The organism is Pseudomonas sp. TWR1-1-4, from assembly GCF_049897165.1.
Lineage (GTDB): Bacteria > Pseudomonadota > Gammaproteobacteria > Pseudomonadales > Pseudomonadaceae > Aquipseudomonas > Aquipseudomonas canadensis.
This window is the reverse complement of the sequence record NZ_JAFCVS010000003.1, coordinates 560,964-575,484: the sequence shown is the minus strand read 5'-3', so window position 1 is coordinate 575,484 and position 14,521 is coordinate 560,964. Positions and strand designations below refer to the sequence as shown.

General features: G+C 54.7%; 11 protein-coding genes. All 11 read right to left on the bottom strand.

The genetic code is table 11. The features are described from left to right. Positions 1–12: 12 nt before the first annotated feature. The 11 genes from ACP7C6_RS11040 to ACP7C6_RS10990 all read right to left on the bottom strand — a co-directional run bounded on the left by ACP7C6_RS11040 (position 13) and on the right by ACP7C6_RS10990 (position 14,515). Positions 13–1,188 (bottom strand): glycosyltransferase family 4 protein, encoded by a 1,176-nt coding sequence (locus ACP7C6_RS11040; protein WP_311893360.1) that lies wholly within the window; start codon positions 1,186–1,188, stop codon positions 13–15. Further along, on the bottom strand, positions 1,185–2,141 hold the full coding sequence (locus ACP7C6_RS11035; RefSeq protein ID WP_126570595.1) for a GDP-mannose 4,6-dehydratase: 957 nt from the start codon (positions 2,139–2,141) through the stop codon (positions 1,185–1,187). Before ACP7C6_RS11035 ends, ACP7C6_RS11040 begins: the two co-directional genes overlap by 4 nt. A gap of 94 nt (positions 2,142–2,235) precedes the next feature. Then, positions 2,236–3,270, bottom strand: coding sequence for a GDP-mannose 4,6-dehydratase (gene gmd, locus ACP7C6_RS11030; protein WP_028617452.1), 1,035 nt, complete (start codon positions 3,268–3,270; stop codon positions 2,236–2,238). A gap of 25 nt (positions 3,271–3,295) precedes the next feature. Beyond that, positions 3,296–4,657 (bottom strand): hypothetical protein, encoded by a 1,362-nt coding sequence (locus ACP7C6_RS11025; RefSeq protein WP_028617453.1) that lies wholly within the window; start codon positions 4,655–4,657, stop codon positions 3,296–3,298. An 11-nt stretch (positions 4,658–4,668) separates the two neighbouring features. Continuing rightward, entirely contained in the window at positions 4,669–6,267 is a 1,599-nt protein-coding gene (gene yidC, locus ACP7C6_RS11020; RefSeq protein WP_028617454.1) for a membrane protein insertase YidC, read from the bottom strand. A gap of 128 nt (positions 6,268–6,395) precedes the next feature. Continuing rightward, positions 6,396–6,632, bottom strand: a complete 237-nt coding sequence (locus tag ACP7C6_RS11015) for a hypothetical protein (protein ID WP_122687288.1) — start codon at positions 6,630–6,632, stop codon at positions 6,396–6,398. Between the two features lie 12 nt (positions 6,633–6,644). Then, positions 6,645–7,793, bottom strand: a complete 1,149-nt coding sequence (locus tag ACP7C6_RS11010; protein ID WP_122687287.1) for a CDP-glycerol glycerophosphotransferase family protein — start codon at positions 7,791–7,793, stop codon at positions 6,645–6,647. 2 nt (positions 7,794–7,795) lie between these two features. Next, positions 7,796–8,575: an NTP transferase domain-containing protein gene (locus ACP7C6_RS11005; protein ID WP_122687286.1), complete on the bottom strand. Its 780-nt coding sequence runs from the start codon at positions 8,573–8,575 to the stop codon at positions 7,796–7,798. Continuing rightward, on the bottom strand, positions 8,575–9,213 hold the full coding sequence (locus ACP7C6_RS11000) for a gamma-glutamyl-gamma-aminobutyrate hydrolase family protein (RefSeq protein ID WP_028617456.1): 639 nt from the start codon (positions 9,211–9,213) through the stop codon (positions 8,575–8,577). Before ACP7C6_RS11000 ends, ACP7C6_RS11005 begins: the two co-directional genes overlap by 1 nt. Further along, positions 9,213–12,281 carry a PEP-utilizing enzyme gene (locus ACP7C6_RS10995; RefSeq protein ID WP_426108699.1) on the bottom strand — a complete coding sequence of 1,023 codons (3,069 nt, stop codon included), beginning with the start codon at positions 12,279–12,281 and terminating at the stop codon, positions 9,213–9,215. Before ACP7C6_RS10995 ends, ACP7C6_RS11000 begins: the two co-directional genes overlap by 1 nt. Next, entirely contained in the window at positions 12,281–14,515 is a 2,235-nt protein-coding gene (locus ACP7C6_RS10990; protein ID WP_426108698.1) for a sulfatase-like hydrolase/transferase, read from the bottom strand. The genes ACP7C6_RS10995 and ACP7C6_RS10990 overlap by 1 nt, the downstream gene beginning before the upstream one ends. Between the last annotated feature and the right edge of the window lie 6 nt (positions 14,516–14,521).

The following is a 14,521-nucleotide window of genomic DNA, read 5'->3' as shown; positions in this document are numbered from 1 at the left end:
CCCAGCTCACGGCTATGTTTCTGCGGCTTCTGAGTAAACCTGTAGCGTTTCTCGCGCACAACGCGCCCATGAAAACTGGCTGGCCCTGGCCTGACCCACCTGCACCATTCTTTCATGCAGTCCTGAATCCTCAAGCAGTCGGGAAATAGCTGTCGCCAGGGCTTCGGCGTCCCCGGCCTCGAATAGCGTACAGGCGTCCTCGGCAAATTCAGCCATGGAGGTACCCCCAGCGCAAATAACCGGTACGCCACTCGCCATCGCCTCAAGCACCGGCAGCCCAAACCCCTCGTACAAAGAGGGAAAGACAAAGGTTTTGGCACCGGCGTATATAAAAGGTAAATCCTGAGCGCTCACAAATTGCAGAAACTTCACTTCCCCCTTGGCACGCAGTACTTGAATGCGCGCCATCAAATCAGCATTGAGCCAACCTGGTGCACCGGCGATAACCAAAGGCCAGGCGCGGCGCACATCCGCAGACAGGCGCTGCCACGCATCCAATAGAATCGACAGCCCTTTGCGCGGCTCGATCGTCCCTACATAGGCCAGATAGGCACCATGCACCAAGCCATACTTGGCCAGTACCGCCTCGCTCTGTTGTGCCGAACGCGGCATGAAACGCTCATCGGCCCCCAGATAAATGGCCCTGACCCTGGCTGACGGAATGTTGAATTGTGAAATAAGCTCACGGCGCACCACTTCGGAATCGGTAATGACGAAGTCCGCCCGAGCCAGTGTCTTCGGGAGCTGACGACTCAACCAGGCCACACGCTCGGCCGGGTGAAATTCGGGATGGCGAATAAACGAGAGATCATGCACCGTTGTGACACTGGGCCCATCATGGGGCCTCAAGATGAAGTTAGGTTCGTGATAAACGAAATTCCGGCAGCGTTGAGCGCCTTGCTTGAATCGCGTATTCGAGACCATCGACTTCAGTTGATAGGCCAACGGTGCAGCACGCAACGTTCTACGCAGATACCCCAACACGCCTGAGCGCGTGCCACCTGAGGGCGCAGAGGCTGAGTCAAGCCCAGCCAACAAATCTGCCGCAGGTAAGAACCGATGACCGTCAAAACAACACGTGGCCCCAACATCAGGCACCCTAGAATACTCACGCAAAAGGTTAAGCGTGTAGTTTCCTATCCCGGTCAAGGGCGGACGCAGCGACTCGGCGCCCATCAGCACGTTCACTGCTCGGTTTCCACACGGGATCGCCAGTCCACTAACAGCGACGCCAGTGTGTCCTTCAACGAAATAGTCGGCTGCCAGTTCAGAACATCACGCATGCGATCACTGTTACCAACGGCAAATGGAATATCCGATGGGCGCAAGCGCTGAGGATCCAACTCGACAGCGATGCTCTGACGGCTCTGACCGACAAGCTCGTTCAGGACGCTGCGAATTTGACAGGCATTTGCGGAGGAAATATTGAAAAGACGTGGGTAACCCGACTGCTCGCTGAGGGTCAGCAACTGCAGGTAAGCCGAACAGACATCGCGCACATCCAGGAAATCCCGGTAGGCATCCAAGTTACCAACCTGTATGACCGGTGCTTGTTTACCGCTCTCGATCAGGGCAATTTGCCGGGCAAACGAAGCAGTGACAAAGTCGGGTGACTGCCCCGCGCCGATATGGTTAAACGGACGTGCAATTACCCCTCGGACGCCTTGCCGAAAATACTGCTCGCCGGCCAACTCAGCCGCTAATTTACTGGCTGCATAGGGATTCATCGGCAAGCAAGGACTGCTTTCATCTAGCGCAACGCCCGCCTTGAATGCCTCGCCATACACTTCGGAAGAACTGACGAGGACGACAAACGCATCAGGTGCTTTCTGCTTTATCGCTTCCAGCAGATTCATGGTCCCCAGGACGTTGGTATTCCAGGTCAGCAATGGATCACGAAAGCTCGTCGGCACATGAGAAACGGCGGCCAAATGTAGAACATGAGTGGGTTTGATCCGCTCAAGTGTCGCAGCGCAGGCCTGCGCATCACGAATATCCAGCAATACATGCTCAACATCCGCTCGAAGCGATGCGCCAGGCGAGGTGCAAGCGCAGCTTACCCGGTAGCCAGCCGCCAACAACTGCTCCAGCAGAACTTTCCCAACAAAGCCATTGGCTCCGGTTAACAGAACATGTTTCACGGCTATTCACCTTTAGACTGGACAACACAGGTAGGACGAACGGGCCAAAAAACAGCCCGCTCGCTCCGAGCGCAAACCACACGCTCTGTCAGCTTCAGAACGAAAAGCCTTGTTCGTTTCGACGTAGATCAGCCTCCACCATCATGCGGCACAATTCTTCAAGATTGGTTGCAGGCTCCCAACCCAGCTTTTCCTTGGCCTTTGCAGGATCGCCAATCAACAGTTCAACTTCCGCGGGGCGGTAGAATTTCGGGTTGACCCGTACAGCGACTTTGCCGGTTGCAGCATTTAGCGCATGCTCTTGATCGCCATCGCCACGCCAGTCCAAATGGATATCGACCGCCTTGAATGCCAGCGAGACGAAGTCACGGACGGTCTCGGTGCGATTGGTCGCCAGTACGAAAGTATCCGGCTCATCGACCTGCAACATACGCCACATGCCTTCCACATATTCCTTGGCAAATCCCCAGTCGCGCTTGGCGTCCATGTTTCCAAGCTCCAGGACGTCCAGCTTGCCCTGGGTGATCTTGGCCACGGAGTCGGTGATCTTGCGAGTGACAAACTCGCGCCCACGCAGCGGGGACTCATGGTTGAACAGGATGCCGCTGGCCCCGAATATGCCGTAGGACTCACGATAGTTGATGGTCATCCAGTGGGCGTACAACTTAGCCACGCCATAGGGGCTGCGCGGGTAAAACGGCGTGGTCTCGATCTGCGGAATCGCTTGGACCTTGCCAAACATTTCAGAAGTGGAGGCTTGGTAATAACGAACCTTCGGATTCACGATCCGAATTGCCTCCAGCAGATTGACAGCGCCCAAGCCTGTGATTTCAGCGGTGGTCACCGGCTGATCGAACGACACGCCGACAAAGCTTTGAGCTGCAAGGTTGTAGACCTCGGTAGCCTCGGTGCTTTGGAGCAGGCGGATGCTGGCCGAGAGGTCGGTCAGATCATATTCCACAAGATGCAGGTTCGGGTGCTGAGTGACGCCCAACTCATCCATTCGCCAGAAGTTGACCGAACTGGTACGGCGATAAGTGCCATAGACGATGTAGCCTTTTTCTAGCAACAGCTGAGCAAGGTAGGCGCCGTCCTGTCCGGTAATGCCGGTAATAATTGCCTTTTTCACGTGTAACTCCTTGAGCAAGCTGTGCTTAGTCTATAAAAATGCTATTCAAAGAAACTGTTTGAATTCTCTCATGCATGAAATGATACGTTGTACTTAGCGAGTCATCCTGCCTGAATACTTGATCAAACTTAAGACCCTCGATTACCTCGAGTGCCTCCCTCAACACATACGCCCTCACCCATGGATCAAAGAAGGCATATATAGCGCGGTACAACATCTTCGAAGGCAATGCCGACGTGTTGAATGCAATCTCCACCTTCGGCAAGTAGCACGGAAGAATGACATCCCCGTCATCAATGCCCGGCGCCATGAAAAAACAGCTGGCGGAGGTACGTCCTTTGATCAATTGCGACCACAGTACGCAATCGGCTCCCCGCACATCCGGTAGATACCCGGGGTGAATATGAATGAATTTCAGCGCAGGCAACTGCAGGCACCGGGCAGGAACAATACCGCCTCCTGTAAACAACAGGGTAGTTTCCGGCAATTTCGCAAGGTAGTCGAACAAACGATCATCCGCGAGATTATCGATCATCAGTGTTTCGACGACAGAACAATATTCACGCAAGGATGACAACGACACTGCATCGTCAAGGACATGCGGCTCAAAACACAGCGAATCCGCTACGGCCATACGTATGGCGTCGCACAAGACGCGTTCTTTCTTGAGGAGTGCCGATGCCCAGTAATGGATGCTGTTTTTCTGGCGTACCGCCGCATACCCCTCGCGAATAAAGGCTGGTAGGTATCCCCCGACAACTTTTTTGCTCACCAGGTCTACGGCCGAGATCAAATGAATGATTTTCTCAGGTCGGTAACCCATGCTTTTAAGCGTTGCAAGGTAGGCCCTTGCAATGGGGCCTTCCCAGAACAGTACGGTGATGGGCAAGACTTTCTGTTGCTCTGGAACAGTGCGCGAAACTGCAGGCGCAATGGTTTCAACCGTATCAGCGCTTGAATGTTGATTCAGAAACCGCTCGGCATGGGCGTCGATGGCTTTGCGCAGGTCAACGTTTATATCCCGGCCAGTACCGATAAAGTCTGTCAGTTTCAACATCGCGTTCAGACGTTTGAACGCCAATGGAGCCTGCTCTGGGGCCTCATATATCTGCACAAAATCCAATAGCAACAGGACAAGCGCAACTTCGGCCCATGCTGAATCTATGAGCTGATTACCGATTTTTTTACCATCAACACCATAAGCGTCAAACAAACGACCTGTAATTTCCAACCGCATGCACAGGAAGCTCAACAACCGTAACCGCTCGGTGGCAACCGGCGAAGTAGTGGCCAATTGATATAGTTCGAAAACCGTATCAAAGTGCACAGCATCATTTCTATTTGGCACCTGCTCAGGCAGGACCTTGAACAACAACCCATCGATCATCTGGCCCTCCATCATTTACGCGATGCCAATTGTTGATGAACAAACTGCAAAATATTAGCCATCGTCCAGTAAAGCACCATGCCGGAAGGAAATGAGTAAAACAGCAGGAAGAATACTAACGCCATCAGCCACAGAAAAAATTGCTGGCGAAATGCCTCTTTTGCATTAGCCGCAACGGTTTGGGAGAACTTGATACTCAGCAGAGTACTCAGTGCCATCAGCACCGGCAGCAGGTTGAAGTAGGCTCCAAAAAATGGAATATCAACCCCGAACGAGAACAGCTGGTCGGGCTGCGCGAGCGTCTGTATCCACAAAAAAGGCTCGTTACGAAGCTCAAACGCTTGGCCGAGCAGGTGATACAGTGCCACAAAAATCGGTATCTGTATTAGCACGATCAAAAGAGGTTTCAATCCGGCCAGGGGGCTGACTTGATGTGCCTCATACAGCTCAAGGATACGCTCACTTTGCTCTCCGCCTTTATAGTTGCGGCGAATCTCCTGCAACTCTGGCTGGATACGCTCCTGGATAGCTGCAAATTTTTTCTGCGCCGCCATAGCGTTCTTCGCGACGGGATACATCACCAGCCGAACCAGGATCGATAGCAGAATAATCGAGACGCCCCAGTTGCCAACACCCTGGTGGATAAAGGCCAGGACATACATGATGCCCAAGATCAGTGCACGCATCCATTCCCACAACCCCGCAAACAACAAGCTGGTCAGTGTCGGTTCCTGAGCAGACAGGACGTCATAGGACTTGCCGCCACCAAACACATCCCAACGCAAGATTTGGGAGGACTCGCTGTGAGCTTCAGGCAGGGGGATATTTATCCTGAGCAAGGTTTCAAAGTCAGGTTGCTGCGGATACTCGACGCCTGTCGCTGGCGCCTGCGCTTCCCATTCAAGGTGCCCCTCGGTACTCCCTTCAGGGATCAGAAGTAGCGCAAAGTATCGACTTTGCAAACCCGCCCACTCGGTTACGCCCTGACCCGCCGGGGGCTTGAACCGCACGTTGTCGTCATGCCCCAATCGCTGAGTTGAAACACCTTCAGCGTTTCGGTAAACCACCTCAGTGAACGAGTAAATCGCTTGGCCCATGCCCAGTCCGTGTGTCGGCTGCTCGCCGAGCCCAGGGCCGAGTTCAAGCCACAAAGCGTCTTGCGCCTGCTTGGCTTGCCATCGTGATTGAAGGCTCAGCTCAAATCGAACGCGCGAGGGTGTGTTGGTCAGGCGCCATGTCTTGCGGATTACGAACGGCAACTCTGCGCTGTCGAGTGCAATGGTTACCGCGCCGCTGTCGGCGGCTACGGTTTTCCAACCACCTGCGAGGGTCGTCCACTCTTCGAGTGTTTTTCCTTGCAGACGCCCCTTCAGCGCGAACAATTGACCAGCCGGCATCGCAAGGTCCTGTGGCTGGCCCTGCGCATTCATCACCTGCGGCAAACGCCAGTGCGAGACCGTGCCCGCCGTCAGGTCGAGCGACAATTGCACATTGGAGTCAGCAAGGGAGGGAGAGACCTGAGCTGGGGCAGTCGCGAATGCAAACGGCGCCATGAACATCAGCAGCCAGAGATAAAACACACTCGGCATGCTCTTTTTCTGAATAGACATTGGGCAACTTTGATTATCAGCTCCGCCAACACGAGTTGGCGGAGTGCACTATGCGTATGGAAACCTGCGACGGAAAAGGCCCGATTCATCCTAATGACAAGGACTTGAATCCACCTGCCGGCGACGCTTCATTTCTCAGTAGGGGTATCGCCGCGAGTTTGTTTTTTCACGGTGTCTTTGCGCAACCCCAGCATGCGCAGGAAGCGGTGCCAGTAAAGCTTGAGCACAACGGCGATTGCGGCAAGTGCCCCCAGGATGCCTTGCAGTACCGCGCTGCCGGTACCCGGATCCAGGTAAGCAAAAGCGTTGATCGGCAATACGATCAGGCAAACCAGAGCTACCAGCGAGAAACGTGATGTGTTCATAGATACTCCATATCAATTCAGCAAAGAAATCAGATGAGCTGCAGCAGCGCTGCCACTTTTGCCCGAATTGAAAACCCAACGCTCGCGTGCCGTGCGGATAGCCATCTGCCACTGGCGTGCGTTATGGATCAATTCAGTTGCTTTCAACCCCAGACTGGCTAACTCATGCTCTGAGAGTATGAGACCAACCTGTTCACGGATAGCCGCTTCCAGCGGTTCATGGCTAATTGCCTCATACGCGGGATTGAGGATTTTACGCGCAACATCAACAAAAAGGGTGGGTCTTTCTAGCCCAAGGGAAAACTCAAGCGCAGCGCCCGACCAATCGCTGACCATTAAATCCGACTCAATCAACGACTTGCGCGCATCCCCGTCTTCATCCAGATGAAACAGTGGCTCGCCATGAAAATGACTGACAATGGCTTCCAGGACGTCCGGACGCAGTTTGCGAGTACGCGGATGGGGCCGTAGCACCACACGAAAGCCCGCCTGGATCAGCGGCTGTATGACTTCGACTCCATGCAACTCCAACAGGCCATTGTCGCCCCAAGTCGGCGCTACCAGCACCTGTGCAGGTTGGCCGGGTGAGCGCGCCAACGATCCGCAGTTACCTTCTCGAAGAATCGCATCCAGACGACCGTAGCCATGTTCGACCAGTGTTTTTTCCGGCAATGCTGCCATCTGCTCGCGAGCACGCGTTTCCTGGACGTGGTGCGGGCCGACACACAGGATCGAATCAAAATGATCGAAGGCCGCCTCGCGGTAGATCATGTGCGTGCTGACAATCGAGTGGTGCAGGTAGACGTAGTGCACCGGACAGGGCGATCGCTTGATATGAAAGCTCTGCAAATCCGGCATCGTCATCATCAGGACCTGAACATCCAGTGTCGAGAAGAACAACGTGCGCATGCTGCCCTCCCCCACATAAAAGGCCAGTAGCCCTTCTGGCGGGCTCAACAAGATGGGATCGTCCTCCGCCGATGTCACGTAGATCACCGATTGCGCATACTCGGCCCGCAAGGCCTCAAAGACCGACTCAAAGTAAGTCCAATAGCCACGACCCTCCGAATAGAAAACCAGTTGCCTCTGGTGCTGTGGCAGCCGCTTGAAGGCCTGCAAGCCTTTCCATTCCCTGTAAGTTTTGCGCAGTGAATTGAACATGCTTAAACCGCTAGTTGAATAAAAGAGGCCAACTGTCCGGCTTCATGCATTTGGTGGTATTGATCCAGGTCTTCAACCGTATCGACTTCCAACCAACCGTTGTCGGTAAATGCAGCCTTGGCCTCCCAACCTCCATCAATCAGATGCTGGATAAAACTGGTCATGTACATGTTGTCGACATCTTTACCGTCATAGAGCGCCGAACGATCCAGGGCATGCCAAGCAGCACGGAATGCAGCCACCTGATCGCCTCGCACCTTGAACAATCCCATGTATTGCCCTTGGATTTCACTGTAGTCATTGGGTTTTTTACCCAGTTCCACGATGCAAGCGTGCGCGTCGAGCTTGAGCGTTTCGGCATCGGCCAGGGGATTTTCCATACGGATCTCCCAGAATCGACGCCACTGGCGATCCACGGCGACAGACAACTGCGCATCACTGCGCAATACCGCCTCGAGCACTCGCGGCTCGTAGACAATATCGCCATAGGCAATCAGTAAATCTTCACCTTCCGGCATCAGGGCTTCGGCACAAAAGAGCGTCGATACCATGTTGGTTTGCGCGTAACGAGGGTTCAGCACGACTTCTATGTCATCCGCCTGTAAGCCCGAAGCACAATAGCCCCCAACCAGGGCGACCTTGTCCACCCCCCCAGCCCGCAACACTTCAAGCTGGCGGTGCAGCAGAGGCTTTCCGAGCAGCTCGACCATGCACTTGGGGCGATCATTGGTATAGGGGCGCAAACGAGTGCCCTGGCCTGCGGCAAGAATGATGGCTCGCATTAAATAGTCCCTGATTCAAAAAGCTTGCGAATGAGTTCGGTGTCGAGGATGTGGAAGGGCGCTTCGCGCTCCGGGTGCCACATCAGCCCGACCCAGGGTAGGTGGTCATGCGTAAACGCTTCGACCGTACCGTCGATAGCGCAGACCTGCGCGGACACCTCGGGGGCCAGATCGCTGATCTGCATCCCCCAACCATGGAAGCTGTTGACCTCACGGTAGCCACTGAAGAAACCGTCATTATTCAGCGCACGCACCGCGTGTCGAACGGCAATGTGATTGGGTACGGGGGCCAGTCCACCTCCGAGAAAGTGGTTAAGCATTTGCATACCTCGACAAACCCCCAGCACGGGCAGACGCTGGAGAGCGGCCGAGGACAACAATGCGATTTCTGTGGCATCGCGTTCAGGCGCGGAACGGGCCGCGCCTGGTAGATGGGCAAGATCATTGCCCCCCGTCAAAATAATCCCGGCAACCCGTTGGCGTTCAAGCCATGCCTGGGGCGCTGTCAACAAATTGGGCACAGGGACGACATCAATCCCCAAAGACTCCAGCAGGACGCTCCATTGCTGGTCAAGACAGTCACGACGCTCGCCGTAACCCTCTATCCACTCGACACGCTGGGTGACCGCGATACGCATCACCGAATGATCCTGATCAGACGGTTGGCCGCATTGAGCTCCAGTACGCGAGCCCCCGACAGGGCCTGGTATTGTGTTTCGCCCACGCCGATGGCCGCAGGCAATCCAAACTCCGCCGCTCGAATGGCCATATGTGAATTGGCACCGCCATACATGGTGATCAACCCAGCGATCTGGCGACCGAACAGCCAATCGTAACCAGGATCGGCCTGGGGTATCAGCGCGATTTTCCCAATCAGTTCGACATCATCATCGCACTTGCTCAGGTCAACACAAGACGCTGTAACCTTGGTACTGCCGATAAAGTTGGCTTGTGTAGAGGGATAAAGAAAGACCGAAAAGTCTTCTTCACGACTCAACAACGGCGGCAGTTCGGCAGCGGATGCCAGACTGTTCATTGCCTTGCCTTCCGTTGCCCGCTGCAAGAGCCAGGCGCCCGGTGTTGCAGTCGCTACCGACCCTGTACGCAACGCGAGGATGTCGTCAAGATTGACGTGGGCCAGCGCTTCACGGGAGACACCCAATGGTTCTGCCCAGAGTGCGAGCTCATCCAGTGCCAGAGATAAATTGCGGCTGAAGGCAAACTTTGCATACTCACGCCCTTCGATGGCGCCTCGCAAAAATGCTTCCAAGCTCTCAACCGTGCATTGCAGCCCTTGGGCGTTTAACGCGTCGGCAAACCGTTGACGGGCTTCATGCCATAACGTCCCGGCAGGCGCGGCCTCATGGCTGGAACCCGCAGTGTTGAATTGCACAGCACTGGTCACAATGGGTTTTAAGTAATGCTCTGGGTCGGCGCGGTAACTCAGGGAGGCGATGTCGTAAGTACCTGGGCGTAAATGCCCATACATATCGACAAACGCTTCCCAACTCAGATCCCCCCCGGCACAAGCCTTGGCATCCTGTGTCAACTGATGGCTGACGGTACGGATTGTCCCAAGGAAATCCTCGACCTGCGCCTCGCTCAACACACCCACGCTGACGCCTGAGCGAAGCAACGTGACCGCGACAAACGCACTGCGAGCCAAATGTGCAAAGGGCAAAGTGCCGTACTTGCGACAATCATGCAGCAGCGCCCAGACCTTCTCAAGCGGAGGCAACGCCGACTCCCGCAGGCGCTCATAGCGCACTTCGAGTTTCTGTATCTGAGCCAAATCATCAGCGTTACGCACAATCGCTTGGGCGCTGATATCACGCAATGCAACGCGTAATGTTCTCAACTCCTCGACAGAAAAACCGCCCTGCTCGATCAGGCGAGTTTCCCAGCGTTCGAAGTCGAGGGCAAAACAGGTAGGCACTACGTCGAATTCGACCTTGTCATGCAAGTGCGGATGTTGCTTGAGCCATTCCAGGTAAAAGTCGACCAGCCGGGTTGCCAACCCATCATCCAGTACCGCGGGCACGAACGAGTTGAAACTGGCCCGGACATCCACATAAGGATGACCGGCAAATGCCACCAGCAAGGGCTGTGGCCGAACATCCCGGTAGCCGTACTCGGCGCGTTGGGTCGCCCACGTCTGATCCATGATCAGGAAGCGATACAAACTGAAGGCCAGAAGACCGGGCTTGGTACCGATGATCTCTGCGGGATTCCAGTCCGGCATGATGCCAAATACACCGCTGTGTCCCAGTACGAAGGGCGATGGCGTCTGTAACTGGCAAAAGCGATGACGGGCTTCCTCGATCAAAGCCATCAGTTCGCTGTCATTTCCACTCCATCCCGAGTGGTCGACTGCAATCGGGCGCACCTGGAGAATATGCAAGCCACCGCTGGCAGTGACGGCAAACTCGATATCCAGCGAGTCGTACCCCAACAGGCTTTCGATTTCGCGTATTGCCGGTAACAGCGAACGCAGATGAGCTGGGATGTTCGGGTTGTGATCTTCCGCATCTCTGCGCATGACCAGGGTTTTATGTTCGCGACTGCTACCGCTGGTAATCGATTCGGTGCTACCACTGACATCGTCGTAGTTGGCAACGTAATAAGGTGCCCCACTGCTCAGACTGCGGGTAAAAACCACGCCACTGGCCAAGACTTGATCCAGCATGGGCTGGACTAGGACCTGGTCCTCGGGGTTGTAGTCCGGGTAGGAGGCAACGACCTCTTCCACGGCACGACGCAGGGCGCCCAAATCACTGCCCGGGATATTCAACAGGCTGGTATAGGCGCCCGCATTGGAGTTTACAAACCCGTCCTCCGATAACGCACTGCTTCGAATAACCAGGTTCTGATCAGGGAAATGGCGTTGAATCGTCAGCAGCACAGCCTCTGGCTCGTCACGCCATTCAGCGACGGTGAAGCTGACTTGGTCCTCGATACGACTCAATGTGACCATGCCATACAAGCGCTGCAGCGTCTGGGCCTTGGTGCCGAGCACGAAATGCGCCAGATCTCGCGGTTCATTCAACTCCGCCCAGTCGCCATGGACATCGACCGCCTGCACGGTGAAACCTTGCATTCGCAAGACTTCAATGAGGTCCGACAAATTCCCCTGCCGCAACCGCTGGCGCAGACTGGCCTTCTCCCCCATCAACATCTCGATGACTTTAGGCCCGAATCGTACGCAGCCCACAAACTCCGCCGACGCGACGTCCGACGCAATATCGGCACCAAGACGGGTCACCAACGCCTCATGCAGGCACACTTTTTCACAGCGGGCCAGGTCGTCTTGAGTCCGCCCGGAGAAACGCTTGCGCCAGTGGGAGTCCACCGCAATGACTACGTCGGCATCGACCGCACGCAACGCCGGCACCAGGCTCTTACGTATCAGAATGTCGGAATACGACACCAGGCATTCACTGAAGGAAGGCAGATCAACCTGTAGAAACGAATAGGCCGCGCGCGTACTTTGCCATGAGCCGTTGAGCCAATAAGTGAACTCGGGGTAGCGCGCCTCGATGGTTTCGACCTGATACCCACCCACAAAGTGAACAACAGGCTGAATCGGACCAACAGCGCGCAGCAACCAGTCCAGGACTCTGGACGGGCCCAACGCACTGCGAAGCGCTACGTGCTCCTCCCCTGAGTGTGGGCGACCAGCGCCAAGAATAATGAAAGCGGGTTGCATTACTGAGCCACTCCCTGTTCGGCAACACTGACTTCAAGGACAGCCATGCCCAGTTTTCGACAATCTTGCGAGGCACTTATCTCGCAGGGAGCTGTGGGATCTTTGATCTTGAAAACAACACCCAGCACACCATCCCCTACCACACGCTTCGCAATCGGGGCCTCGTACCAACCCACTCCCGACAAGGTCCAGTTTGCAACTTTCACACCATTCACCAGCACATCAACCTGCTGAGAACCTCCGCGCCCAGGGAAACCACCGGCTTTCACGCGCAACAGAAGATCACGCGCCTTACCGGATAGCTTCACTGGCAAACTAAGGTCGGCCTTCGCACCATCCGTCCAACGATGATCCCCTTCCTGGCCACTCCATCCATGACCGATGAACGTGTCGGAAAAACCGGATTGCGAGAAGGAAATTATACTGCCCAACTCAACGTCTGAAACTTTGACCTTGGCATTTTCAACACTGTCGAAATGGGGTCGGCCCTGCCCATTGATGCTGACTTTAAACTTGTAATAATTTCCCGCAATAATCTCGTCAGTAGAAAAGAAATTGAAAAACCGCTCTCGACCACTCGGAATATTACACGTGTCGGGGGACAGACAACTCACCAGGCTCAACCCATCCAGCCGAATACCGGAGGTGTCAATTCCGGCCAGATCGGCGATCGTCGGGTACACATCCAGCAGTTGCGACTCAGTGTCCACTGTCACAAGGGCGTGATCGGCATGGGCAGGCTTGATCATCAACAGTGCCATGGAGCGTGATTCCAGCTGCTGCCTGCTCCAAGGGGTAATCGAGGCGTCGAAGGGCGGGTTTTCAGACTCGACACCGGTGGAACTGTAAAACCCACTCTCTTTAGTGCCGTCCAGAAAGCCCGCCCACCCCGCACCGTGGTCCGACTGAACGATAACTATCGAGTCATCCAAACGCCCGAGCCTGTCCAGCTCCGCAAGGAACTCATCAAGCTTGTTCAGCGCACACGCCGCTTGTCGCAAGTAAAGATTGGCAATTTCTCCTGGCTGCGGGTCGTACCTGCACTGTTCGTCCAATACATAGGGGCCATGCGGCAACAGGGCGTGCAGATAGAGATAACTTGAAACGTCAGGCCGATCCTTTTCTGTGCGTAGGGCGTCATCAAACATGAAGACACCGGCATAAGGTTCGATACCTTCTTCGATCGTCTTTGGCTGTACTGTTGCGTTCGACTCAACGACATTGCTGGCCGCCTCGCCCAATACACTGCCATATTCCAATGCCGCATTCGTCATGAAGTTAGGGGAAACCCTGGCGAACCACAGCCTGACGAACTCTTTGATAAAGGGATGTTTTAGTTCGGAGTATCGTTTCAAGACTTCGTCTTGCTGGGTGTAGGTCGTGGCTGCTTTAGCATGAATGAGCGCAGGCTTCGCGTATACATTGACGCTGTAGCCACTTTTGGCAGCAAGGTTTAACAAACTGTTATCCGACTCACCGACCCACTTAGAGAATGACCCGGAATAAAAGCCAGTTCCTGTCAGATAACTCGCGGCCGACACATCGGTATAGGGATAGTTGCTCACGTTATGCTTGAACAAGCTAAAGCCTTTAAGCGCCTTGGTTCGCTCGGGGTGCTTGAGCAGTTCGAGAAAGTAATCCGTTTCCATCTCGTCCAGCACAATATGATAGACATTAGGCCTACGGACACTCTCCATCGCCTCGCCTCCCGCTGGCACTCCGCGGGCCTGGCGTGGCAAGTCTACTTTCACTGCATAAGCAAAGTATCCCACGAAGCACAGGATCAATACGGTTGCTACAGCGCTACAGGCTTTTCGCTGTGCTGGCGTTTTAAGTTGTCGAGCAAACAGAACGATGCCTATCAGCAACCCCGCTTCAATAGCGGTATACATCAACGGCTCGTCACTGAGCCCGACAGAACCATCCAATCGTGCCAACTGCAAGGGTGCAAACACGTCTGCAAATAATAGATAGACACCCGCAATAAAAAACCAGAAGCACACCTTCTCAACCGCCCAACCGGAGAACCACTTGAAACAAATGGCCACCAATCCAACAACCAAGGCAATGATCAGGCCGGCACACGCCGCGCTCTTCAGCAGAAAAGCGTCTCCTCCCCAATCATAAATATTATGATAGTAAAGCTCCGTCGGTATAAATAGAAAAACAACAGCAAAGAGGAATGCAAGCAATGCATAACCACCCAACTTACCCAACTCCAATTGACGCCCCATAAACTT